General features: G+C 58.6%; 22 protein-coding genes and 1 pseudogene. 11 read left to right on the top strand and 12 right to left on the bottom strand.

Annotated elements, in window-relative coordinates; all coding sequences use genetic code 11:
- Position 1: 1 nt before the first annotated feature.
- The 5 genes and pseudogenes from CO669_RS33545 to CO669_RS33525 all read left to right on the top strand — a co-directional run bounded on the left by CO669_RS33545 (position 2) and on the right by CO669_RS33525 (position 4,623).
- Positions 2-844: a class I SAM-dependent methyltransferase gene (locus tag CO669_RS33545; protein WP_097666753.1), complete on the top strand. Its 843-nt coding sequence runs from the start codon at positions 2-4 to the stop codon at positions 842-844.
- 85 nt (positions 845-929) lie between these two features.
- A pseudogene (locus CO669_RS33540) lies at positions 930-1,079 on the top strand (chloramphenicol acetyltransferase); the annotation flags it as partial.
- Between the two features lie 185 nt (positions 1,080-1,264).
- Positions 1,265-2,326, top strand: a complete 1,062-nt coding sequence (locus CO669_RS33535; protein WP_097666751.1) for a Gfo/Idh/MocA family protein — start codon at positions 1,265-1,267, stop codon at positions 2,324-2,326.
- A 201-nt stretch (positions 2,327-2,527) separates the two neighbouring features.
- Positions 2,528-3,457, top strand: a complete 930-nt coding sequence (locus CO669_RS33530; protein WP_097666789.1) for an NAD-dependent epimerase/dehydratase family protein — start codon at positions 2,528-2,530, stop codon at positions 3,455-3,457.
- Positions 3,454-4,623 (top strand): glycosyltransferase family 4 protein, encoded by a 1,170-nt coding sequence (locus CO669_RS33525; protein ID WP_097666749.1) that lies wholly within the window; start codon positions 3,454-3,456, stop codon positions 4,621-4,623. Before CO669_RS33530 ends, CO669_RS33525 begins: the two co-directional genes overlap by 4 nt.
- Positions 4,624-4,687: 64 nt before the next feature.
- Here CO669_RS33525 and CO669_RS33520 read toward each other — a convergent pair whose 3' ends face one another.
- From CO669_RS33520 to gmd, 3 genes are read right to left on the bottom strand one after another with little or no spacing between them, the layout of a single operon-like run.
- Positions 4,688-5,887, bottom strand: a complete 1,200-nt coding sequence (locus CO669_RS33520) for a glycosyltransferase family 4 protein (RefSeq protein ID WP_097666747.1) — start codon at positions 5,885-5,887, stop codon at positions 4,688-4,690.
- 21 nt (positions 5,888-5,908) lie between these two features.
- Positions 5,909-6,877 carry a GDP-L-fucose synthase gene (gene fcl, locus CO669_RS33515; protein ID WP_097666745.1) on the bottom strand — a complete coding sequence of 323 codons (969 nt, stop codon included), beginning with the start codon at positions 6,875-6,877 and terminating at the stop codon, positions 5,909-5,911.
- Positions 6,858-7,949: a GDP-mannose 4,6-dehydratase gene (gene gmd / locus CO669_RS33510; RefSeq protein WP_097666743.1), complete on the bottom strand. Its 1,092-nt coding sequence runs from the start codon at positions 7,947-7,949 to the stop codon at positions 6,858-6,860. Before gmd ends, fcl begins: the two co-directional genes overlap by 20 nt.
- A 407-nt stretch (positions 7,950-8,356) precedes the next feature.
- Here gmd and CO669_RS33505 point away from each other — a divergent pair, with 407 nt between their 5' ends.
- Genes CO669_RS33505 through CO669_RS33490 form a run of 4 tightly spaced genes read left to right on the top strand, consistent with a single transcriptional unit; the run spans position 8,357 to position 13,048 of the window.
- Positions 8,357-9,961 carry a hypothetical protein gene (locus CO669_RS33505; protein WP_097666741.1) on the top strand — a complete coding sequence of 535 codons (1,605 nt, stop codon included), beginning with the start codon at positions 8,357-8,359 and terminating at the stop codon, positions 9,959-9,961.
- The gene (locus tag CO669_RS33500; RefSeq protein ID WP_097666739.1) at positions 9,958-10,800 is read left to right on the top strand and encodes an FkbM family methyltransferase; all 843 of its coding nucleotides are present in this window, start codon (positions 9,958-9,960) and stop codon (positions 10,798-10,800) included. The genes CO669_RS33505 and CO669_RS33500 overlap by 4 nt, the downstream gene beginning before the upstream one ends.
- A gap of 24 nt (positions 10,801-10,824) precedes the next feature.
- Positions 10,825-12,294: a glycosyltransferase gene (locus CO669_RS33495; protein WP_245444629.1), complete on the top strand. Its 1,470-nt coding sequence runs from the start codon at positions 10,825-10,827 to the stop codon at positions 12,292-12,294.
- Between the two features lie 7 nt (positions 12,295-12,301).
- Entirely contained in the window at positions 12,302-13,048 is a 747-nt protein-coding gene (locus CO669_RS33490; protein ID WP_097666735.1) for a class I SAM-dependent methyltransferase, read from the top strand.
- A gap of 14 nt (positions 13,049-13,062) precedes the next feature.
- Here CO669_RS33490 and CO669_RS33485 read toward each other — a convergent pair whose 3' ends face one another.
- The 4 genes from CO669_RS33485 to CO669_RS33470 all read right to left on the bottom strand — a co-directional run bounded on the left by CO669_RS33485 (position 13,063) and on the right by CO669_RS33470 (position 17,665).
- Complete coding sequence (locus CO669_RS33485; RefSeq protein ID WP_097666733.1) at positions 13,063-14,349, bottom strand: O-antigen ligase family protein; 1,287 nt, start codon at positions 14,347-14,349, stop codon at positions 13,063-13,065.
- 676 nt (positions 14,350-15,025) lie between these two features.
- The gene (locus tag CO669_RS33480) at positions 15,026-15,646 is read right to left on the bottom strand and encodes a hypothetical protein (RefSeq protein WP_245444627.1); all 621 of its coding nucleotides are present in this window, start codon (positions 15,644-15,646) and stop codon (positions 15,026-15,028) included.
- Positions 15,643-16,821 carry an ERF family protein gene (locus CO669_RS33475; protein WP_097666731.1) on the bottom strand — a complete coding sequence of 393 codons (1,179 nt, stop codon included), beginning with the start codon at positions 16,819-16,821 and terminating at the stop codon, positions 15,643-15,645. Before CO669_RS33475 ends, CO669_RS33480 begins: the two co-directional genes overlap by 4 nt.
- Positions 16,808-17,665: a YqaJ viral recombinase family nuclease gene (locus tag CO669_RS33470; RefSeq protein ID WP_097666729.1), complete on the bottom strand. Its 858-nt coding sequence runs from the start codon at positions 17,663-17,665 to the stop codon at positions 16,808-16,810. The genes CO669_RS33475 and CO669_RS33470 overlap by 14 nt, the downstream gene beginning before the upstream one ends.
- A 398-nt stretch (positions 17,666-18,063) precedes the next feature.
- Here CO669_RS33470 and CO669_RS33465 point away from each other — a divergent pair, with 398 nt between their 5' ends.
- Complete coding sequence (locus tag CO669_RS33465; RefSeq protein WP_097666727.1) at positions 18,064-18,624, top strand: D-glycero-alpha-D-manno-heptose-1,7-bisphosphate 7-phosphatase; 561 nt, start codon at positions 18,064-18,066, stop codon at positions 18,622-18,624.
- An 870-nt stretch (positions 18,625-19,494) separates the two neighbouring features.
- Complete coding sequence (locus CO669_RS33460; protein WP_097666725.1) at positions 19,495-19,707, top strand: hypothetical protein; 213 nt, start codon at positions 19,495-19,497, stop codon at positions 19,705-19,707.
- A 180-nt stretch (positions 19,708-19,887) separates the two neighbouring features.
- On the opposite strand, the gene CO669_RS33455 is transcribed toward CO669_RS33460, so the two are convergent.
- The 5 genes from CO669_RS33455 to CO669_RS33435 all read right to left on the bottom strand — a co-directional run bounded on the left by CO669_RS33455 (position 19,888) and on the right by CO669_RS33435 (position 23,413).
- Complete coding sequence (locus tag CO669_RS33455) at positions 19,888-20,094, bottom strand: hypothetical protein (protein WP_097666723.1); 207 nt, start codon at positions 20,092-20,094, stop codon at positions 19,888-19,890.
- A gap of 463 nt (positions 20,095-20,557) precedes the next feature.
- Positions 20,558-20,737 carry a hypothetical protein gene (locus tag CO669_RS33450; RefSeq protein ID WP_097666721.1) on the bottom strand — a complete coding sequence of 60 codons (180 nt, stop codon included), beginning with the start codon at positions 20,735-20,737 and terminating at the stop codon, positions 20,558-20,560.
- 76 nt (positions 20,738-20,813) lie between these two features.
- Complete coding sequence (locus tag CO669_RS33445) at positions 20,814-22,460, bottom strand: recombinase family protein (protein WP_097666719.1); 1,647 nt, start codon at positions 22,458-22,460, stop codon at positions 20,814-20,816.
- Positions 22,461-22,783: 323 nt separating this feature from the next.
- Positions 22,784-23,029, bottom strand: coding sequence for a helix-turn-helix domain-containing protein (locus CO669_RS33440; RefSeq protein ID WP_097666717.1), 246 nt, complete (start codon positions 23,027-23,029; stop codon positions 22,784-22,786).
- Between the two features lie 183 nt (positions 23,030-23,212).
- Positions 23,213-23,413, bottom strand: a complete 201-nt coding sequence (locus CO669_RS33435) for a hypothetical protein (RefSeq protein WP_097666715.1) — start codon at positions 23,411-23,413, stop codon at positions 23,213-23,215.
- Positions 23,414-23,622 lie beyond the last annotated feature (209 nt).

Genomic DNA, 23,622 nt, shown 5'->3' with positions numbered 1-23,622 from the left:
CATGAACTCGATCCCCAAGAGCTCCTGGGAAGATGCGGTGTGTTGGCTTCGCGAGCAGCCAGGGCAACAGCAGCTTGTTTTGGATGCCTTCTACGATGATCCGCTCATTGCGGCGGCCGAGCGTTATTACGAATCCACGGAGTGGCAAGAAGTGTCGCGGCTGTTGGCGGCCAGGCGAGGGAAGGCCTTGGACGTTGGAGCAGGACGAGGCATAGCGAGCTATGCATTGGCACGTCAGGGATTCGAGGTCACAGCTCTCGAGCCCGATCCGAGCGCAATCGTGGGCGCCGCTGCAATCCGGAGGCTTTCGGCCGAAGCCGAACTTGACATACAGGTCGTTGAGCACTTTTCGGAACAGCTACCCTTCCCCGATGCAAGCTTTGACGTCGTTTTCGCGCGTGCAGTTCTCCACCATACTCGCAACCTCGAAAATGCGTGCACGGAAATGTATCGCGTGCTCAAACCTGGTGGTTTGCTGCTCGCGGCGAGAGAACATGTTATCACGCAAGATAGCGACTTGCCTCGGTTCCTTGCTGCACACCCGCTGCACCATCTTTATGGCGGGGAAAATGCGTTCCGACTGGACAACTATCTTGGCGCGTTAAAGCGAGCGAGATTTCGCTCAATTGAGGTGCTTTCGCCGCTTTCAAGTCCTATCAATCTCTATCCATACACGATTGATCGCATTCGCGACGAACTCGTCGCGAAGTTTTGCGGGAAAGGTTCTTTATCGTCGCTTATGCAATTCGCGATTCCGCGAAGAGCGATCGAAGTAGCTCTAGCGATGGGCAGCTATTTCGACAACCGGCCTGGCCGGTTGTATTCGTTCGTCGCTCATAAGTAACGATTGGCAGTACTGGATTCGAGATCGAAGAATACTTTGCGCGCCCACCGTTAATGTCGCGCATGAAGGTGCCGGAGCATTCGTGATGCGAGGTGTCACCATCGGGGCGGGCGCGATCGTCGCGGCCGGTTCGGTTGTGACCAGAGACGTGGCCGACCACGCCGTCGTCGCCGGCAATCCGGCAACGCTCGTCAAAACGATCGAAGCCGATCCCGACCAGGCCGAGAGACGCTGATCCAGCGGTCGGCGAGAGCTCGGTCAACCCGGTCTTCCTGGCCGGTTAGCATCACCAATGCACGCATTTAGGGTCTGTCGCGGGCTGCGACAGTGGTCCTTAAGGCTTGATTCATTTCGGCTATTTCGACTATAGACCCGTCTGCTGGCTGTTTTGCCGGGCGCCCCCGCGGAAAGGACAATGAGATGATCAGGTTCGGCCTGCTGGGCTGCGGGCGCATCGCCAAGCGTCATTCCGAACTCTTGGGCGGCAACCATATCGCAGGGGCCCGGCTCGTCGCCGTATGTGACTCTCAGCGAGCGCGGGCGGATGCGCTCGCCGCCAAGTTCGGGGTTCCCGCCCATAACCACCTCAACGACATGCTTGCGCGCGAGGACATCGACGTCGTCGTGGTGCTGACCCCGAGCGGCCTTCACCCGAAGCATGCTATTGCTAGCGCGCGGGCGGGCAAGCACGTGGTGGTCGAGAAGCCGATGGCGCTGCGGCTTCAGGACGCCGACGACATGATTCGCGCCTGCGACGAGGCGGGAGTGAAGCTTTTCGTGGTCAAGCAGAACCGATTCAACGTTCCGATCGTGAAGGCGCGCGAGACGCTCGAGGCGAACCGGTTCGGCAAGCTCGTGCTCGGCTCGGTCCGGGTGCGGTGGTGCCGGGATCAGGCCTATTATGATCAGGATCCCTGGCGCGGCACCTGGGCGTATGACGGCGGCGTCCTCACGAACCAGGCCAGCCATCACGTCGATATGCTCGAATGGTTTTTCGGAGACGTCGTCAGTGTTCATGCGCGCAGCACCACCGCGCTAGTCAACATCGAGACCGAAGATACCGCCGTCGCAACGTTGAAGTTTCGAAATGGCGCTCTTGGCATCATCGAGGCGACGACGGCTGTTCGTCCCTCCGATCTCGAAGGCTCGCTGTCGATCCTCGGCGAAAAAGGCACGGTGGAGGTTGGGGGCTTCGCCATGAACCAGATCCGGCACTGGCGCTTCGTAGATGAGCTGCCGTCGGACAGGGAGGTGATCGAGAAGTTCTCGGTCAACCCGCCAAACGTCTACGGCTTTGGCCATCAGGCCTATTATCAGCATGTCGTCGAATGCGTGTCCGACCGGGGCGCCGCGCTGGTCGATGGGCTCCAGGGGCGCAAGAGCCTCGAACTGATTTCGGCGCTGTACGAATCCATCGAGACGGGGCAAGAGGTCTTCCTCCGCTTCGTGCCGCGTCGCGTTCGCCTAGGCCTCGCCTCGTGATCGCTTCGCCGTCGCGCAGCTTAGCTTGCCCTGAAAGTTGAGAGTAGCCGAGATGCCGCCGTGCAGCAGCAGCGGAGAGGCCGCTTCCACGTTTACCGAGAGGGTAGAGCTGGCTTGGAGCGCGCTTTTCTTCCTCTGGATGTCGGTTATGTTTTGCTACGTTTCGATGAGTTCGGCTGATTATGGGCGTTGGGCGCGATCATGACAATCTGGATCACTGGTGCGAACGGATTCATCGGCAGGTATTTGACGCGCGAGCTTGCCCAGCGGGGATCCCCAGTCCACGGTCTTGGGCACGGCGCGCTCGATGAGGCCGAGAGGCGCCGGCTTGGGATGGGCCATTGGCTCAACGGCGAGGTCGACTCCACCAATCTCGGCGCGTTGGCGGTGCATACCGGGCTGCCGACCGTCTTATTCCATCTTGCGGGCGGATCGTCCGTTGGCGCGTCCATCGCGCAGCCGTACGAAGATTTTTCGCGTACGGTCGCAACGTCGGCCCGGTTGCTGGAATGGCTACGCACCAGCGCACCCGAGTGTCACCTCGTGGTCGTGTCCAGCGCGGCGGTGTATGGCGCCGGCAATGCGGAGCGCATGAGCGAAAGCGCCCCGACCAACCCGGTATCTCCTTATGGGCAGCATAAGCTCATGATCGAGCAGCTCTGTCGTAGTCACGCGGCTACCTTCGGCTTGCAGAGCACGATCGTGAGGCTGTTCTCGGTCTATGGCGCCAATCTGCGCAAGCAGTTGCTATGGGACCTTTGCACGCGCCTGAGCGAAGGCGCTAGGGTGTTGAAGCTCGGAGGAACCGGGCAAGAACAGCGGGATTGGACGGACGTGCGCGATGTCGCGCGGCTGCTGGCGTGCATCGGCGACAACCAGCAGGATCAGCTGGTCGGTGTCATCAACGGAGGCTCCGGCGTTGCCACATCGGTTGCCGATATCGCCAGATCCATTGTCAGCAGTTGGGGAGGGGAAATTCCCATCGAGTTCTCAGGTGTGACACGTCCAGGCGACCCCTTCAGCCTTGTTGCCGATCCGGGTATGCTGAATGCACTGTCCTTCGAGTGGCAAATCGCCGTTCGGTGTGGGATCGCCGACTACGTCGCCTGGTTCAAGGAGCAGCATCGTTGAGTCTGCCGCTCCGTGTCGGTTTCACCTTCATACCCCGTCGCCTGCATGCTGGAGGATTCAATTACCTCCGCAATCTGTTCGTCGCGCTGCACAGATATCGTCCCGGCGAGCTGGAAGCTGTCGTGTTTGCGGGCCTGTCGGACGACGACAGCGACCTGGCCACCTTTGTAAGGATTCCCGGGGTTGAAGTCGTCAAGCGGAGGGCTTTCGAGCGCGACCATTCGGGCCTAACGAGCGCAATCGTTGCTGGGATCGATTTCGCCGCGGCGGCCGCCTTCCATTCGGCCGGCGTTGACGTTGTGTTCGAGCACGCGCGCTTCTTTGGCTGGCGGCTTCCCCTCCCCGCTGTGTCCTGGTTTCCGGACTTGCAGCACAGGAGTCTTCCTCATCTCTTTTCGAGAGCGGCCTGGTGGCGTCGCGAGATTGGTTTCCGTGCGCAACTCGCGTCGGGACGCTCCATCGTCCTAAGCAGTCAGAGCGCCCTCGACGATTGCCGGCAGTTCTATCCGCGCGCTGGAAACCAGATGTCGGTCGTCAGATTCGCCAGTCGCCCGACCGATGATCTTCTCGCGGTGAACCCGCACGGGGTCATTCGCCTCTATGATCTGCCCGCGCAATATTTCTATTTGCCCAATCAGTTCTGGCGACACAAAAATCACAAGCTGGTTCTGGATGCACTGACGCTTCTGGCGAACCGGGGGATAAAGGCCGTCGTGGCAGTGTCAGGTGGTCCCGACGAACCACCCGACTATTTCAAGACGATCATGCGGGAAGTCGAGGAACGCGGGCTCAAGGAGAATTTCCGATACCTCGGGATGATTCCACTCGGTCATGTTTATGCGCTGCTCCGGTCTTGCACGGCCCTCATCAATCCCTCGCGCTTCGAAGGCTGGAGCACGACGGTGGAAGAAGCGAAATCGTTCGAAGTGCCCATGATCGTTTCGGATCTGGCGGTGCACCGCGAGCAGACGGGTGGCGCGGCACTCTACTTCGACGTCGACGATGCCGCGGCGCTTGCCGGCTATCTTGCCGAGGCCCTCTGCAGGGACGAGCCGCTCCGTGTGAGGCAGTTGGGGGCGTCCGTCGAAGCCCGGGTCGCCAAGTTCGCTGAAGATTTCACGGATGCCATCAAGCGCGCGGCTGCGCGGGATTCCGCGTCTTCCTGAGCCGTCGAGTGGACGCATCGACCTTGCTGCCGGCGCCTTTACGGCTTGTGTGCTTCCGCTTCGGTTACGCTCGCCTGACGCTGCTCACCACGCGACGATAGCGAGCAAGCGCGACTTCCTCGGAGTATTTCCGGGCAATGTCGGCCGCACGAAGGCCCTTGTCAGTTGTCGACTGGCGGTCTCTGGCGGCCTCGCGGATCGTGCGGGCCAGCTCTGCCGGGTTTTCCGGCGGAACGACCCATCCGATTGCCTCCTCATTGAGGATGAGAGCCCCCTCCGAGTTCGGTTCGGAGGCCACGATCACGGGCCGGCCCACGGCGAGGATGTTGTAGAGGCGGCTCGGTATCGAAGCGCCGGCAACATTGCGACGATAGGGAATGATCCAGAGATCGGCGGCGGACAGGAATTCGACGAGTTCATTCTCGGCGACCGGGCTCAGAATGGTGACGTTCTCGAGCCTGTCCCTCGCGAACAGATCGTTCAGCTCCTTCCAGCCCACACCCCATCCGGACAGGATGAAGTGGATATCGTCGTCGTCCCGCAGCAGTCTTGCCGCCTCGAAGACCGTCGCGGGATCGTGTGTGAAGCCGAGATTGCCGGACAGGCCGACGATGAAGCGTGAGGCATCGGGCGCGCGAAATCGGCTGGCGGGATCCGTCTGGCGATATCCGATTGGGATCAACGGCCAATTGGGTATGTAGTGGATCTTGCCAGCCTCGACACCGCGATACTTCTGGATGAGGGGAGGGACATCCCGTCCAATGACGATGATGGCATCCAGGCGCCTGAACAACAGGGCATTTGCGGCATGAATCAGCCGGACGGGAAAAGATCTGGACTGCGCAATGCCGGCCGCTTCCAAAACCTCGGGATAGAGGTCGTAGATGAGGAGCACAGTGGCGGCTCTCTTCAGCCTGGCTGCCAGGATAACGGCATAGGGCAGCGTGAAGGGGGTCGTGACGCAGAACACGGTATCTTTCGGGCCTGCGCGCCTGAAAACAGAAAAGAACATCCGCGCCGCAAGCAAGCAGATCGCCAAGGAGCGCCGCACGAGAGCGGAGCCGCTCGGATTCCAGGTGCTTATCTCGACGACAGCGGGTTTGCCCGGCGGGTCTATCCCGCCTGAACCGGGCGTTGCCGAGATGACCGTCACCTGATGATCAGCGGCGAGTGTGTCGGCAATCCTTCCGACATAAACTGCTGTTGTGCTCGTATCCGGCGGATAGAATTGTGCTGTGATGAGCAGCTTCGCGGGCTTGTCCATGAGTGGATCGATCTTCGCCCTTTATCGGGGCGCCAACGGCGCGTCGGCTCGTTGCTCCGCCAAATATGCCGTATAGGCGCGGCGAATTCCATCTTCCAGCGATGTCTGCGCGCGCCAGCCGAGGTTCGCGAGGCGGCTCACGTCCAGCAGCTTGCGCGGCGTCCCATCGGGCCGCGAGGTGTCGAAGTTGATCTCGCCGCGATAGTCGACCACGCCGGCAACGACGCGCGCGAAGTCGCCGATGGTGATGTCTTCGCCGGTGCCGACGTTGACCAGCTCCGCGCTCGAATAGGTCTTCATCAGGTGCACGCAGGCGTCGGCCATGTCGTCGACGTAGAGGAACTCCCGGCGCGGCGTGCCGGTGCCCCAGACGGTGACGCTCCCGGCGCCTGCGACCTTCGCCTCATGGAAGCGGCGGATCAGGGCGGCGACGACATGGCTGAATTCGGGATGATAGTTGTCCCCTGGGCCGTAGAGATTGGTCGGCATCACGCTGATGAAGTCGCATCCATACTGGGAGCGATAGGCCTCCGCCATCTTGATGCCGGCGATTTTGGCGATCGCGTAGGGCTCGTTTGTCGGCTCCAGGGGGCCGGTGAGCATCGAATCCTCGCGCAAGGGCTGTTCGGCGAGCTTCGGATAGATGCAGGACGAGCCCAGAAACATCAGCTTCTTCACGCCGTTCAGATGCGCCGCCTGTATCAAATTGGCCGCGATCGCGATGTTGTCGTAGATGAACTCGGCGCGCAGCGTATCGTTGGCAACGATACCGCCGACCTTGGCGGCGGCGAGAAACACGACTTGAGGCCGCATCTGTGCGAACCAGCCGAACACGGCAGCCTGGTTGCGGAGGTCGACCTCACGGCGATCGACCGTGAGGAGCTTCACGTCTTCCCGCGCCAGCCGGCGCACCAGCGCGCTGCCGACCATGCCGCGATGGCCCGCGACGTAGACGGTCTCGCCTGCCAGTTCAAACGGTGCGCTTGCCACCAGCTACGTCCCGTTTTGCCTCCGCCAGATCGCTCGCCACCATCTCCTCGACGAGCTGCGCAAACGTCCGCTTCGGTGTCCAGCCGAGCGCCGCGCGTGCTTTGCTGGCATCGCCGACGAGCAGGTCGACCTCGGTTGGGCGGAAATAGGTGGGATCCACGCGCACCACGGTCTTGCCGCTCTTGGTATCGACGCCGGTCTCGTCGATCCCGGAGCCGCGCCATTCGACGCGGCGTCCGACCTGCGAGAATGCCAGCTCAACCATCTCCCGCACGGAACGCGTCTCCCCGGTGGCGAGCACGAAATCGTCGGGCTTCTCCGCCTGGAGAATCTTGTGCATGCCCTCGATATAGTCGCGAGCATGACCCCAGTCGCGCTTGGCCGACAGATTGCCGAGATAGAGTGTCTGTTCGAGGCCGACCTCGATGCGAGCCACGCCGCGCGTGATCTTTCGGGTGACGAATGTCTCGCCGCGGATCGGGCTCTCGTGATTGAACAGGATGCCGTTGCTCGCGAACATGCCGTAGGCCTCGCGATAATTCACCGTGATCCAGTAACCATAGAGCTTCGCCACGCCATAGGGCGAGCGGGGATAGAACGGCGTGGTCTCCTTTTGCGGGATCTCCTGGACGAGACCGTAAAGCTCGGAGGTCGAGGCCTGATAGAACCGCGTCTCTTTCTCCATGCCGAGGATGCGAATCGCCTCCAGCAAACGCAACACGCCGATCGCGTCGGCATTGGCGGTGTATTCGGGGCTCTCGAAACTGACGGCGACGTGGCTCTGGGCGGCGAGGTTGTAGATCTCGGTCGGTCGGATCTGCTGGACCAGGCGGATCAGATTGGTCGAGTCCGTCATGTCGCCGTAGTGCATCAGGAACGGCACGGCGCCGTCATGCGGGTCCTGATAGAGATGATCTACGCGCGCGGTGTTGAACGAGGACGAGCGGCGCTTGATGCCGTGCACGACATAGCCGAGCGACAGCAGGTACTCGGCAAGATAGGCGCCGTCCTGGCCGGTTACGCCCGTGATGAGCGCAACGCGTCTTCCACGATCATTAGTGACGGTATTCATCTGGCTCCGAACTCGTTTGAATCGCCGAGGGCAGTTGTGAAACTCAGGACTGGATAGCCCAGCGGCTCGAAAAAATCCACTGAAGCGGAGCGGCGGCGTCACGATCAGGAGGAAGGCGGCGACGATTACGTCGGGCGCCGGTTCCCCGACGCCGGAGGGCTTCTGCTTTTTGCCTGCCTGACAGTCCCGGGGAGCTGGCCGGTGCCGGATGCGGTTTTGCGCCTGCCCCGCGGGAGCATGCCGGTTGTCGGTACGAGGCGAGTATCGCCGATGCGCCAGGATTTCGGTTTCGAGGCCTCGGGTTTGACAACCGCAACCCTGTGCCCGATAGATAACTTAAAATTGTGCCGCCTCGGAACTGGCAGTAATATCGGGCAGGCTGTCGATTGCGGCAAGAGCGGGTTTTCGTGCAGAAGGTCTTGAATCGTCCTGGAGCCATTTGGCCGCTGTTCGTCGTTCCGGCGATTTACGTCATTTTCGAAAGCGTCAAAACGGTCTCGCTGAAAGGCTCTTTCGGCGAGTTCGTGGATCCGGACGCCGCATACTATATCGCTTGCGTCAATCTGCTGGCGGGCAACAGCCTCCATTTTGTGCTGCACCCCGGAATTGGGATCATATATTTCGGCGCGGCTGTTCTTGCTGTCGCCAAAGCCACTCTCTATCCGGGGACGCTAGGCGCCCAAGCGCTCCTGCATTTCGAGGAACTCTCCCAAACCATCCGGCTGTCGTTGGTTCTTGCGGTCGCTGCCGCCACGATCGGTGCAGGATTGATCGTCGCGCGAGGGACCAGGGATCGCGTTTACGGGATTGCGCTTCAGCTCGGACTTTTTGCAACGGCCGCCGCCCTGACATATGGCGGCCGCATCATGCCGGAGTCGCTTCTGATCGCGGTCGCCATCATGCTCGTTGCGGTGACTTATTCGGCGGTTCGCGGCGGATTCACTCACCGCCGTTTTGATGTTGCCGCCGGCGTGCTCGTGGGCATCGGCTTGTCGACGAAGATCCTGTTCGCACCATTTCTCCTGCTCTATCCGATAACGGTAGGGTTCCGTGCCCGGCCGCTGACGACCTATTGGATCTGTGTGTTCCTGAGTCTAACGCTGCTGCTGGTGCCGCTCCACTCCGAACTCGGGGTCTTCGGTACCTATATCAGGGGCATCATGCAGCACAGAGGGCCATACGGCTCCGGTCTTCCCGGCTTCCTGGATTTCGAAGTGGCCGCTGTCGCTTTTATGAATCTTGCCAGGGACTATGGCATACAGATATCGGCGGCATTCATCTCATTTGCCGTCGCGCTCGTCTTCCGCCGGTCGGATCAGGGCGCCTTCCGAGTCTTGCTCGCCGTGACCGTCGTTCTGTGCGGTTCGATCGCAATGATCGCGAAACAATATACCGCGTACTACCTCGTCCCCGGGTTGGCCATGGTGCCCTTCATGGTGGCTCTGGCCTTCACGCTTATTCCCGTCTCGTCGAAGTTTGGATTCGTCGCCCGGCGGCTCTGCGCGGCCGTTCTCATCCTGGGCTGTGTCGCCGGTCCCACGAAGCAGGCCTGGGGGTGGTATAAGGGAGCGCTGTCGCAGAACGCTGACGAAAGGCGGGTGGTTTCGGGGCTCGCAAAAATGCAGGGGGCTTGCTTTCTCGCGCCGTCTTACAGCGTCGGGATGTATAACTACCCAATCGCCTTCGGGTTTCTGTACGGAGCCCGGTTGGACGACCAGGTTGCCTTTTTCAATGTCGCGCTCAAGGAAGCATTTGGCGGAATGTTCCCAAACTACGAATACTTCGAACAGAAGGTCTTCAAACCAGGGGCGATGGTTGATTTCAACGAATTCGTAGGACCTGACGGGTGCGCGGCAGTCATCAGCAGCTATCCCTTAAATCGGGATTCCGCCGTGTTCAGCGGTCGCGCGACGGATCTATGCAAGGTCGGCGGGCTCAACATATTGTTGATCCGCCGCACTTGCGAGGAGGTGGACCTACCCAAAAGCGTGGCACAGGTGCGGGGGCAATGAATACAGCGCAGAAAATTGCGATCGCTCGCAACATTTACAGGCTCGTGCGATCGATGCGGTCGGCGTTGGGACTGAAAGATACTGTCGTCGTCTCGCGCAACGGCATCGTCTACGAGCTGGATTTGTCCGAGGGAATTGACTTGGCGATCTACCTCAACGATTATTTCGAACGAAATACACGTCGGGCGCTGGACCGGCTCGTGGTTCCTTCGAGTGTGGTTCTGGACATTGGCGCGAACATTGGGGCGCACACTCTCCATCTCGCAAAGCTCGTCGGTCCCGAAGGACGTGTTCTGGCGTTCGAGCCGACCGACTTCGCGTATGGCAAGTTGCGCCGGAATATCGAGCTCAATCCGACGCTCGCGCCCAGAATCAAGGCGTCGCAGTCGTTCGTGACCTGTGACACGGGAGGCAGCGTTCCGGAGGAGATCTATTCGAGTTGGCCCCTCGAATCTGATGACCGACTGCACGCGAGGCATCTGGGGCGCAAAATGACCGCATCGCACGCAAATGCCGTGAGCGTGGATGGCTTGTACAGCGAGATGGGGGATCGCGTCGTAAGTCTCATAAAGCTCGACGTTGATGGGTTCGAGTGCGACGTGCTTCGTGGCGCGCGCGAGACCTTGAGGGGGCCACGACCGGTCTTTGTCATGGAGCTTGCCCCGCACGTCTTGACCGAACGGGGCTCTTCGTTGGGCGAGCTGGTGTCGTTCTTCGTTCCGAACGGATACTCATTTCAAGACGAGCGATCTTTCGAGGCGCTTCCATCCACGGCGCAAGGATTAAGTCGGCTGATCCCGACGAATGGAAGCATCAATGTTGTTGCACGACCGACCTAACCGAACATTGACAAGTACCGGATCATGATGCCGCAATCGGACAAAAGCTCCACTCAGGATGAGTTGCTTTCGAACCGGAAACGGGAGCTGCTTCAGCACGTCGAAAGCACGGCTGATGCTCAGGAGGACTGGCGGAAGCTGAATTCAGCTTACTACGAAAGCGACCGTAGCTTCGTGCGGTTCCTGATTCCGTCGGGCCAGAGGGTTCTCGAAGTCGGGTGCGGCCGGGGCGATCTTCTGAGTGCGCTGGAGCCGTCTCATGGCGTCGGGATCGATTTCAGTCCGACCATGATCGCCAAAGCGAGAGAGCGTCATCCACATCTCACGTTTGTTTGCGAGGACGTCGAGCAGCCCGGCGCCTTTGAGAAGCTCGAAGGTACGTTCGACTACATACTGATCGCGGATACGATCGGGATGCTGGAGGATATCGACGGTACGTTGCGCGCGCTGCATCGGGTATGCTCGCTGTCCACACGTCTCGTGATTGCCTATTACTCGCCGCTGTGGGAGCCGATTCTGAAGCTCGGCGAGCTCGTGCGGCTCAAGAGCCGTCAGCCGGACATCAATTATCTCTCCGGCGCCGACTTCATCAACATGATGGATCTTGCAGATTTCGAGGTCCTGAAGCTCGAGCGGAAACAATTGCTGCCGCGCAGTCTGCTTGGGGTCGGTACATTTGTTAATCGGTTTGTCGCACCGCTTCCCGGGATTCGCGCCCTCTGCCTTCGGACTTACGTCGTTGGGCGGCCGATCAAGCGGAATTCGGATCAATCCCTATCGGCAAGTGTCCTGATCCCTTGCCGTAACGAGAGGGGGAATGTCGAGAACGCCGTTCGCAGAATACCGAAATTCGGCCTCCGTCAGGAACTGATTTTCGTTGAGGGCAACTCGACGGATGGCACCTATGAAGAGTGCCTGAGAGTGAAGGATGCCTACAAGGATCAGTGGGACATCAAGGTTCTCAAGCAGGACGGGAAGGGTAAAGGCGACGCGGTACGAAAGGGATTTGCGGCCGCCAGTTGCGATGTCCTCATGATTCTGGACGCCGACCTGACCATGCCGCCTGAGGATCTTCCAAAATATCACTTCGCCATCGAGAGCGGGAAGGCCGAGTTCGTCAACGGGACGCGCCTCGTTTATCCGATGGAAGACGAAGCAATGCGTCCTCTGAACCTGATGGCAAATCGCCTGTTCGCGTGGTTGTTCACGTTCCTTGTCAACACCCGTCTAACCGACACCCTGTGTGGTACAAAGGCATTGCTGCGCAGCGATTATGAAGAGCTGGCCCGAAATAGAGCTTATTTTGGAGAGTTCGACCCGTTCGGCGATTTCGATCTTATCTTTGGTGCGGCGAAGCATAATCTGAAGATCATCGAGGTGCCAATCAAGTATAGGGCGCGCACCTTTGGTGAGACTCAGATCTCGCGCTTTAGAGACGGCTGGTTGTTGTTCAAAATGGTATGGTTCGCTTATCGGAAACTGAAGGCTATCTGAGTTTGACATGGCACTTCGAGAAGGACTTGATCAGCGACAGGTCGCCCATAGAGACGTCTGGGCCCGCAAAGAGACTATCCGTCGAATATATCGCGATTATCACAGCCGATTGCTCAAGTACTGTCCGCAAGGAAGGCTGCTAGAAGTTGGAAGTGGTACGGCACACATAAAAGAGATTAGGAGCGACGTCGTTTCAACCGACATCCTAGCATTTCCTGGCATAGACGTCGTGGGGGATGCGCATTCGCTTCCCTTTGCTAACGATTGCTTTTCAGGTGTGGTAATGATCGATGTACTTCATCATCTGGAGCGTCCAATTGAATTCTTGCGGGAAGCAGGTCGAGTTCTTCGGTCTGGCGGCCGGTTAGCAATGATTGAACCCGCGATGACTATGGTGGCTTACCCATTTTATCAATACATTCACGAAGAGCCGGTTGATCTGAAGATCGATCCGTTCACTGCTGTGAACCACGACCCCCTCAGAGATCCCTTCGACGCCAATCAGGCTATTCCCACGCTTTTGTTCGCAACAGATCAGAGACGAAAGCGGCTCGAAGGGGAGATCGAACAATTTCGGGTCGTTGAGGTGGATTGGCTAAGTTTGCTTGCGTATCCCCTCAGCGGAGGACTCAAAGAGTGGTGCCTGATCCCGCCGAGATTATTGGATTCGCTGCTGAGGGTTGAGGCGATGATTCCTAAGTTTGTGCGAAGGAACGCCGGATTTCGCATCCTTGCTGTATTAGAGAAAGTGTAGACGACAAGCCCCTCTCAGGGATCGCCGGTCTGCGCCAAAGTTGCGGCGAGGCTATATTCAGACTGAGCTGCCATCGGCTTCTGTTTCGCGTAGTTCACAATGCCCCCGGCAACACCCACGCCAATGACGTACATCCAACCCTCGTGAAAATCGAAGAGATGGGAGTTAAATAGTGAGGTGAAGATGTTTTGGACCACTACGAGCATACCGATCCAGCAGGCGAGCCCATCACCCCGAAACAGCATCAAATGTAGTATCCAAATCGTATATAGAACGACAATGCCCACTAGACCCCATTGCACGGCGACATGCAGCGTCTGGTTATGGGGGTTCGGGAACACCCTAACGCCTGGAACCCAAGAGGGCTCTGTCGAGGCCCTTTCGAACAGGCCTTGCGTGGAGCCGGTGCCATGCCCTTTCAAAGGAGCTCGCACGAAGAACTGAACGGCGTGGCGCCAATACTCTAGACGCTCGCCCATAGACGTTGGGATTCTCTTTTGCATGTAGAGTTGGTAGTCTTGCGAAAAGGTGTCGGCCGTCCTACGCAGCTGCGGTGAGGCTTGCCATGCGATAGCGGCTAAAGCGAGCAGCGATACTGTGATGATAGCGATGCTGCGCCCCCTTAGATGAAGCAAGCCGAACATGCCGAGCATGATCGGCATGGTAACCAACGCGGTGCGGGAGATGACGACGAAGACCATGTTGGCCACAAAGCTCAGTGCCAGCATGGTCAATAGAGCGGCGAGCCAATAGCGCCTCTCGCGCAGCAGCATCATCACGGGATAGGCGAGTGCGATCGCACACAGGGCGAATTCCTGGCTCTGATCGATGTAGTTTTTGACGAATATACCGCGCTCAAGCGGATCATAAGGTCTCAGCGATAGACCCGGATAGACTACGACCAGCCAGGACATCACCGACAGGACCGCGCAGGACGCGAGGAAGGCGATGAATATCCAGTGCCCACGCTGCGAGCGTTCGAAATGGTAGACCAGCACGGGCAACACGAGCAGCTTGACGGTCGGGCTGACGGCATGGAGACGTAGAACCCAGGCCGCGTCGGACCAGAGAGTTCCTACCAGCGCAAGCAGGAACAACGCGATAGGTGCAGCACTGATCGGGCGGGTGAGCGACCTAAGAAACGCTCCGACGTCGAGGAACGGCACCATGCAAACCAAGAACGCGGCGTTGAAGATGGCCGTAAGGGACGTCGACCAGGGTAGCGATACGGTCGTGAGGATGGCAAACAGATCGGCCGTCTCCACCCAGGCTGCTGGGCTCTGAAAACGGCGCCGCAGCATCTGGACCTTGGTCTCTCGCAAATGATCATTCACTTGAAGTCTTTAAGCGCATGAAAGCTCAGCTGTTCATGAACAGCTCGAGCGACCTTGTTCGCAGGTGCAATTTCGCGAGTCTAGGGTCTCGGCTGCTTTATTTCGGCCGACCGAATAAGTTTACCACCGAAAACGGGTGCGGCGGTGCTCTCTCGATGAGCGCGGCAGGCCTCCCCAATCTCGGCCTCGAACGAGGCCAAGGAGGTTTTATCGGGCGGTGATGGGTGATCCGCCTGTTGTAACAAGGAACTTGGCGCTTTTCGGGTTAGGAAATATTGCATCTCGGCCCCAGCGCGCCCCGGCGGCGCAAGCGCAGCCAATTGCAAACGTTCGCGCATAGAGAGGCACTCAACGAGTTCCAACGGCTGCGTATGATCTGCTTGGAACAAGCGAGCTGCTCGACAGAGCTTGAAAAGAATGCTTTCTTGGAGGTCGCGGAAACAATATGAGCAGGCTGTCAGGTCTGCTGCCCTTTTTGGGTCGGCCCGGCGAGTTAGCGATGCAGCCGGGATGAAAGGTGGCTTCAATTGTACTCGCACTGGCTGTTGGGAGAGTTTCGGGCCCGGGTAGGTGGTGTTTCGATATACGCTAGCAAGTTGTTCTGGCTGGCGTTTTTGATCGCGACAGCAGTTTTTGTCGCTGTCTACGTTCCTTGGTGAGTTGCCGGTGCGGGCTGCCTCAAGGAACGCCACGTTCCGGTACGTTCGTCAACTTTGCTTGCGCGAAGCGTGTTCAGTTCTTTGAATAAGGACGTCCGACGTAACTGGGCGCCATTCAGTAGGGCTTCGAATAGGGAGAGAACCTCTCGCGCATGAACGTAAGCTTCCATGCTGACGGTGTGTTGGTCGAACCCGTGGGCTTCTAGGCGGGCATCGATTTCGGCTGCGGCATTTGGATCCAGTTGCCAGTCCAAGGCATTCCGAACGATGTAGAATTCGGCAATGCTCCGAAGCGAGGGTAAATTATCGACTACATCAATTCGCCGGAGCGTTGTTTCGATTGCCTTTTGGCGGAACGTAGTCAAAACTCGATGACGCAGTACTCTGTACCGCTGGATTTCCCAGGACAACTCAGCGATATCGATAACGATCAGCCATTCGATCGCTGATTGCGGATCAACGTCGCGGAAGATTACAGCCTGCAATGCGCGATAGTGGTCAAGGTTCTCCCCCGGCAATAGCTGAGGCGGGGGACACAGCGCCTCAAATCGAGGCGGCAAGATGGTGGATGTCTGCGATTGATGAAGGTTAAGAGGACCGTTCATTGACCTTGCGCCCCTGATACCGGCACCGAGGACGGTGCAGAAACTGTTTCGCCGTTCATCAGATGGATGGGGCTAGCATCCCAAAGCTCCTTCGCGATTGTTAAGGGCGCGATTTGCAAATTGGTCCACCAGGCTCTTTCATTTCCGAGCCGGTGCAGGGATTGGTGGTGAGATCGGCAGAGCGGCACCGTGAACTCGTCGCTGACCTTGCGCCCCAAGGATCGGGGTTGGGCGAACTTGAGGTGATGCGCGTCGGCGGGGCTCTTCTGGCAGACGAGGCACCCTTGGCTGCGGATGAAGGCGAGGTGATCCTTGCTCCGTCTTCGAGGCGGCTCTTTCGGGAAGGCGAGGCCGGCTTGTTCTTGCCGAGCGGGGGCAGCGGCCACATCGATGTTGCTTGATGCCGTCTCAAGGCTTTCGTCGGGAGGAACGGACGTGGAAGGCGCAGGCTGCCTGTCAGCGGAATGGACTTCGGGCAGAGGGACATCCCAGATCCGCTTTTGATAAGCGGCTTCAAGAATGCGGGCGTCCGCTTCCAGCAGAGTGTTCTTGAGGGGCAGGCTGGTCCTGGCCCAAGCAAGTAGTCCGTCGTCGTCCTCCTGGGCGGATAGCTGACCAAGGAGCCGGTCCAGGAGCTCGGCGGAACGTTCGGGTGGCAATACCGGAGGCCGGTTCAGGAGGCCGCCAGGCGGCCGTCTTTTCGGTCCTGATGCGGCCTGCGGCTCGGGTGCTGCGGGAGGACCCATGACGACGTCAGGCGCGTCCAAATCGTCCTCTCCGGCGATCCCGACCAAGGCAAATAGGGCATACCGGCGGGCATAAGTCAGCGCCGAGCCCATCCGGTGCGGCGCTTCGACCTCCTTGGAGGCGCAGACCGGAAGGTCCGAGGAGATCCATTCCCCGGAGGCGTGTGCGAGGAGGGTGGTGAGATGGATCTGACCGGTGATCTGCTCGATCCGGGTGGTCTGGATGGTGGCGATCTCCTGCTGGCTGAGGGTCTTCCGGACGATATCGAGGCCCGTGGCGAGGGACGCGTAGCGGAAAGTGCGATCGTCCTCCCGTGGGAAGGGTGACCGGATCACGGCGGTCAGCGTCTTCTCGGGGTTCGTCAGTTCAGCCTGCGCCCGGGCGAGGGCGGCAGCGATGGTTCCGATGCGCTCACTAGACTGATGCATGGGAACCCTCCGTCGCCTGGGCCTCGAAGCTGACGGCACCCGACTTGGAGCGCTTGGCCTTGAGGCCGTGACCTGCCGCCTCCTTGGCGTCTTCCGGCATGAGCGCCTTCAGGTCGGCCTTGGCTGCCTCATGTTGTCCGTGCGCCTCTCGGGTTCGGAGATAGGTGGCCGCAAGCTCCGCCCATTGGTTGGAGGTGGACATGTCGATGACCTTGATGGCCTCTAGCCTCGGGCGAGGCGTCTCGATGTTGAACAGGATGGGTGGCTCGCCGCTTTGGACGCACCGCCAAAACTTCTTTTCAGCCGTGAGGAGGAGATGCTGGTACAACGGGTCGGCGTGAAGCTTGATCTCGACCCATTTGCCGCCGCCGGTGATGATGGAGAGAACAGCGCTGCGGGATGCGGTAACCCACATGTTGTGCTGCAGTTGAGCCATGTGCTTCTCCGCTGCGGCTTCCTCGGTGAAGGCCCAGGGCAACATGAACTTGGCTTCGAAAACGGCGCCGGTCTGCTCGACGGTCCCATCCAGCGTTGCGGCCATCCATTTATGGATGGGGTGACGAATACGCTTTTGGATGTCCTTTACCGTGTGGCCGCTCGCGCGTTGATACCAGGCGCGATTCAAGACCTCGGTCACGGTGCCGAGCTGAACAATGAGGTTGTCCGAGAGGTCCTGCGGCTCTGCCTCGCCGCGCTTTTCTCGCCAAAGGCGGATGAGGCTCTCTTGGTCGTCGCCCATGATGATGCGGGCGTCCGAACCGCCGATAAAACGGCGACGGTCGTTCGGGTTGAATCTGATGATGTGATTTGGCGCATCTGCGCTATTCGTTTGAACCGTTGTCACCGGTATCTCCTACCCAAGAACAAGCGGCGTCACATGCCGCACTGCCCGAAGCCCCGCATTCGCGAGGCGAGATACCGGCGCTATCTTCGGCGTTGGCGCCCGGCCGACTCAGTAACGCTCCAATCCCGGCTAAAGGCCAGCCCTTTTTGCAGCAACTTTGTTGCTCGTTTTATCGCCTGGAATGGCTCCTGTTTTCACTCGCCTAGGGCAGGTGCGAGATGGAAACGGACGAGCATCAATTCGACAAAACGAAGCCAATTTTCGCGTGAACAGCGGAGGGCTAACTGGATAACAGGCGCGGCGCAGACAACGAACTGTCGAACCGCCGGAGATGTTGAAATCAAGCAATATTTGTCGGAAGATCGGAGCGTTATCCTTACCAACTTGGGCAGTGAAATTTGAAGCGTCCCGCAGTATTTTTTGATCGAGATGGCGTCCTCAATGAAGACGACCGCTATGCTTTCGATCCGGACAAGATCCGGTGGGTGGGAGGAGCCCAACAGGCCGTCAAAGCGGTCAATGACGCCGGGTATCTAGCGTTTGTGGTGACAAACCAATCAGGAATTGCGCGGGGGTTTTACGAGGAGTGCCATGTTCGCAATTTGCACGAATGGATGTCGAATGAGCTTGCTGTCCTTGGTGCGCATATCGATGCGTTCGAATTTTGCCCACACCACCCCGATGGCGCGATTGAGCGTTACCGTTTCCTCTGCAGTTGCCGTAAACCGCAACCGGGGATGATTAGAGCTCTGCTTGAGCGGTACGCAGTGGATGTTGATGCCAGCTTCTTGATCGGCGACAAGCAGAGCGACCTTGCTGCGGCGAAGGCAGCCGGCATCGCGGCCTATCTGTTTGACGGATCAAACCTCCATACTTTCATTACCCCCTTGTTGACGGATCGGTTCCACCCTCCGGATCCATCACTGTCGTACCGCGGACGCGCGGGAACGGAGGATTGAGCCTTGGTCTTTGCGACCAACCCGATCGATTGCAAGGTAAAGAAATCAAGGAGGCAAGTTGGCGTCAAAGCGACAAATCGAAGCCAATCGCGCAAACGCGACGAAGAGTACCGGCCCGCGAACGAGCACTGGAAAGGTCATCTCGAGCCGCAATGCCTATCGGCATGGCTTGTCTCGCTGGGACGATTCCGATGGTTCTGGTCTCGTCAGGTTCGATGCGTTTTTTGCGGAGGAATTGAAAAGGGCGGGAGTGGAGATCGCGCTTCAAGATCTGGCTCAAGCCAGGAATCGGCAGGATCGGTTGCGAGCTATCAGGCTAGGTCTGATCTTGGCCGTGATTGAGAGGGCTGAACCAAAGCAAATGAAATTTCTGTCGCGCTTGGAACGATATGAGAAAGCTGCCCTGTCGCGGCAGCGGCGAGGCCTCAAACGCGTAAAGCGAGACCAGGGATCAGGACCATAAGCAAGATAGGAGCGTCGAAGCAGAAGCTGAGTGGGGCCGGTTGGTAGGTGGGGGAACATCTTCCCGATTGGACGGTATTTGCAGAACTGCTAGTATCTGGTTCGAAGCCCGGAGGCTGCATGAACTACATTTTCCCACTGCTCGCATTGGCCATCACCATTGGACTTTTTGTCCTCTACGCGATGCTGCGGCCGTATTTGCGCCGATCTCGGCCGGCCGATGAGGTCCCTCACTGGCCCGATTCAAGTCTGAGATAAGTAAGTAGGCTCTTTAGATCTCCATTATCGGCTTGCGCGACGGTAGCGAGGCGTTACCGCGACAAGTGTATCGAAAAAACCGAAATGGAACTTGCATTGTCGGGCAAAACACTGGTTTATGGGGGGCTGGTCCAGTAAGGAGCCCAGCCGATGGCCGACGAATGCAAGGCGTTATCTGATCTGCCCGAAGTAGCTAAGCTCAACGGGGAATTTCGCAAGAACTATGGAAAGCTTCTCGGTGCATTCTTGTATCTGCGTTCGATTAGCGCCGCCCGCGGACGGTCCTGGTACTGGACCGCTTTGCTTTCAGCCATTTGTTCAGCGGCACTGGCGTGGCTGGGGAGGCGGGGCGTCGCGTTGTGAGCTGCAGATTTCAGGCTGAGCGGCAATCGACGACAGCGACCCGCATGGCTTCGGCCATTCTCCCGCCGCTGCGGAAACTCACGGAGAGTGGTGCACTCAGGCCTGAGCGATCTTCTAAGCGCTATGACGAGTTCTCGTCCGCAAAGCGTTAGGATGTAAGCTTCTGCGTGCGAAGCTGAGCTAAACCATCCCGCCGAAGTCGATGCCTTCCTTGGCGAGCTCCTCAGCTTCTTCGGCGGACGCGGCAGGCTTCGTATCAAGGTAGGGATGCTCAGAAGTCGGCAGGATGGTGCGGATGTTCTGGCCATCGGTCCGCGTGATGCGGGCAACCCAACCTCTTTGGCCGTGCTCAACTCGCTGGATGTGGTACTGCTTGTACGTAATCATGACTCTCAAACGCAACTGACGCTGAAGCGGATCTTATCCTCTACCTATATCAGCCGGCGCCGCTGCACAATGGTGTTAAACCCCAGTTAACGTCCGTCGATCGAGCGGATAGGTCAGGAGTGTCAATGAAAAACCCGCCGGCTTGGGGCCGGCGGGAGTTAACTGAGATTGCGACCGCGCTAGTGGTCGCGTTCGGACCATAGCACGGGAACTCGCCGGCGTTAACTGGGACTCTTGCTCAGTTTGAAGCTTGTCCATGAGCTAACGGCGGCAGAAGACGGGGGCGCTCGGTTAGAGCAGGCATATGTTGAGTTGTCGACCGGACAGTAGCCCGCCCCGGCAGCTTCCGCCTTTTCACCTCCGGCGTGATTGCCGCTCTCCAAGTTGCGGGCGGCGGTTGCTTAATACTTTTCATGCGCGCGCGGCTCATGTCGAAGTTGCGTAGCGGAAAATCGCAAGAAGGTCAGTCGCGATCGCGGCTCCCAGAAGCGAAGTCTCGTGCAGCAAGCTCCAATTCGAGATCAGTGATCCGCTCGAAGATGTGGGCCGCAATCCTCTCCGATTCCTGGATGGTGAGCGAGCGAATGCCGATTGACACGAGTTCGTCTCTGATGATCTTTGCAACTATCGATCTGGCGCTCATAATACTAATTCCTAAAGCTGCCATCAAATCTCAACCAGAGGGCTGGCACAAGATCTCATATGCAAATTCATCAAAGTCACCTGCGGCTTTGTCTGACTTTGGAGCGAGACGTTTTTTGTCGGCCGGGGCGCGCTGGCCTGGCGCGGAGGGTGGTCCGCGACGCTACCAGGCGCCGAGTGATCGCTTGAATAAGGCCTTTGGCCGACTTGAAACGCAGAATGCCCCGCCGCGTACGCACTGCTTCCGAGAAGCGGATGGTGCGCTTTACTTTGCCATCGGTCGGCAGCAATACGTAGTCCAGGATCGCCTTGTTGTGCTCGGCTAGCCGGATGGCAGCTATCCAGCCGTCAGGCAGGCACGCCTCGCGCTCGATGCTCCAATACGGTGCATGCGTTGGCTTTTGGCCAGGGCACCAACGAGCAGCCCTTACCGAAAGACCGGCCGCTCCATTCACACGCAGGCAGTTGCTCCAGCCACCCGAGCTGATGCGTCCGCCTGCCGCTTTGATCGCCGTGGCCGCCTGTTCGACGAGCTTCGATCTGAGTTTGGACCAGACCGGACGCGAGTCGAGGAATTCATAATTTCGCTTCGGGACGTAGCCGAGCAACCGATATAGATTTCGAAAATTGCCGAAGTGGATTTGGCAGGTCGCCGAGCAGGGCAGTCCCGGAGTTCGATCGATGATTGCGGGCGTCAAGCGACCTTCTTTGAGAAGAGTTTTTCGCAGTCGCACGAGCATCTCCTCCTCGGAAAGGTCAACGCGCCGCTCTGCGATAATTTGTCTAACTTTGAAGAAGACCTCGCGATCAACGATGGGCTCGATGCAACCCTCGGTTCTGATCCATTGTTCAGGCGGGTTTTTCACTGCTGCCTGGCGGAGCTTTTGGGACTTTCGGTTGAAGATGAGGTTTCCGATATAGCTCTCGTTTCTGAGAATGGTGCCGACCGCAGCGCGGGTCCATTGCGCACCTGTGCTAGACACGAGACCTTTCTGGTTGAGCTGCCAAGCAATCACAGTTTCAGACCTAATCTCTAAGAAGCGCTGAAATATCCACCTTACGACTGCGATTTCCATGGGATCGCCCGGCCTAACACGAATGTGATCCGTGAGGATGTACTTCCGCTCTCCCTTTTTCATCACTCGTCTTGTTTGCATCTTCTCGTCAACGAGTTCTCGCACCAGCCCATAGCCGGCACGACCACACGGTTTAAAGCCGAGCCGCGCATAGCGGCATTGTCCGGCGTAAACTTTCGCTGACAGCTCACGGCTGTACTCAGCCGCCATCACGCGCTTAATGTTCTTGACGATGCTCGCGAGCATGCTTCCGTCGTTCTCGAACTGCTCAGCGCAATAAGAAACCTTGATGCCAGCGCGTCGGCAAAGGAACTCATAGTGCGCGCTTTCGTCAACGTCCTGGAAGCGACCCCATCGGCTTACGTCATAGACCAGGAGATGGCCAAAATCGGCCTGGTTGCCTTCGACATCCTCGAGCAATTGAAGGAGCCCAGTCCTGTTCTTGAGGAGCAATCCGCTTTCGCCCTCATCCTTGTAGGTCCGCACCAGCGTAAGGTTATGGGCGTGAGCGTAGGCTGCGATGACGGCGGCCTGATTTTGGATCGAGTACTGCTGCCGATCCGTTGACATGCGGACGTATTGCGCTGCCCGTACGCTGAGTAGCGAAGTTGGCAGATGAGCCTTGTGAACAATGAGCGCATTACTCATATTCACGTCATCCCAACGCAGCCCATTAAAGACATAAAACTCCTTCAGTTGGGATTATTCAAGATAGTCCTTCTCGATGGCATCGCACTTGTCGCGGAGCCTGCGACGGGATGTAGCCTGGTGCTACCGGCCCGCCGCAACCATCCGGCCGAGCGGCACAGCAGCATCGTGAAGGCGGTCCGGGGTTGCATGAGCCATTCACGCTCCGATCCGGCGAGAAGTCCAGCCGATCTCGATCAATCTTTCGAGCGATGAGCGAGGCTAAGGCGTGCGCGAACGAGCCCGACCTCGAAGTAGGCCTTGGAAGAATCTGCGAAGACCGTCTAGCGCGTCCTGTTTTGCAAGAACCGACGCAATAGCCTGATGGGGTCGGCCCCAAGTGCGTCGGCTATGGCGATGAACTCGATGACATCGAGACGACGCTCGCCGCCCTCATATTTTGCGACGAAGGATTGCGGTTTGCGGAGCTTTTTGGCCAGGGCTTGCTGCCGCACACCCGCTTTGTGCCGCACTGCGACTAGGAGGGTGATGAGCCGGGCATATTCGGCGGATTTGAGGGATTTTTCCATGGCCGCCGGGCAAGTTTCGATTCGGCAGCAGTCAATTTGATCCCAGATCGGGATTATCCCAAAACAGGATAGCATTAACTCTGAGATGCGAAGCTGAATGGCACGGAGCGCGGTTGAGCTGGACTTGTGCGGCCTGTGGAGCGCAACTGCGGCGTATGACCTAACCCGAGGAGTCTCGCTATGTTAGCCGAACTGAATCACAATCCCGTTGCGCTTCACACCCGTGCCTCCAGCGTCCGGGAGCAGGCGCTCTTTCACCTTCTGCTTGGGGAGCTCATGGCCGCACGCTGGCAGCAGGGTCGCCACGACATAGACGTGCTCAAGAGCGAGGTCGATCGAGGGGGTTATGACATCGTGCTGGAAGCCAATGGCATCGTCCGGCATGTTCAGCTGAAGTCGACCTTTTCAGGCTCAAGCGTCCGTCATGTGACCGTGAGCACCAGGTTGATTGAGAAGCCGAGTGCTTGCGTTATCTGGTTGGAGGTCGATCAGCACACCTTGGCTTTCGAACGCTACTTCTGGTTCGGTGGCGAGCCAGGGGCGCGACTGCCGGATCTGGGCTCAAAGGTCAGCCGGCATACGCGTGGGGACAG

Source organism: Bradyrhizobium sp. Y36 (assembly GCF_002531575.1).
GTDB lineage: Bacteria > Pseudomonadota > Alphaproteobacteria > Rhizobiales > Xanthobacteraceae > Bradyrhizobium.
The sequence above is the reverse complement of the archived record's forward strand: the minus strand, read 5'-3'. Positions and strand labels throughout refer to the sequence as shown.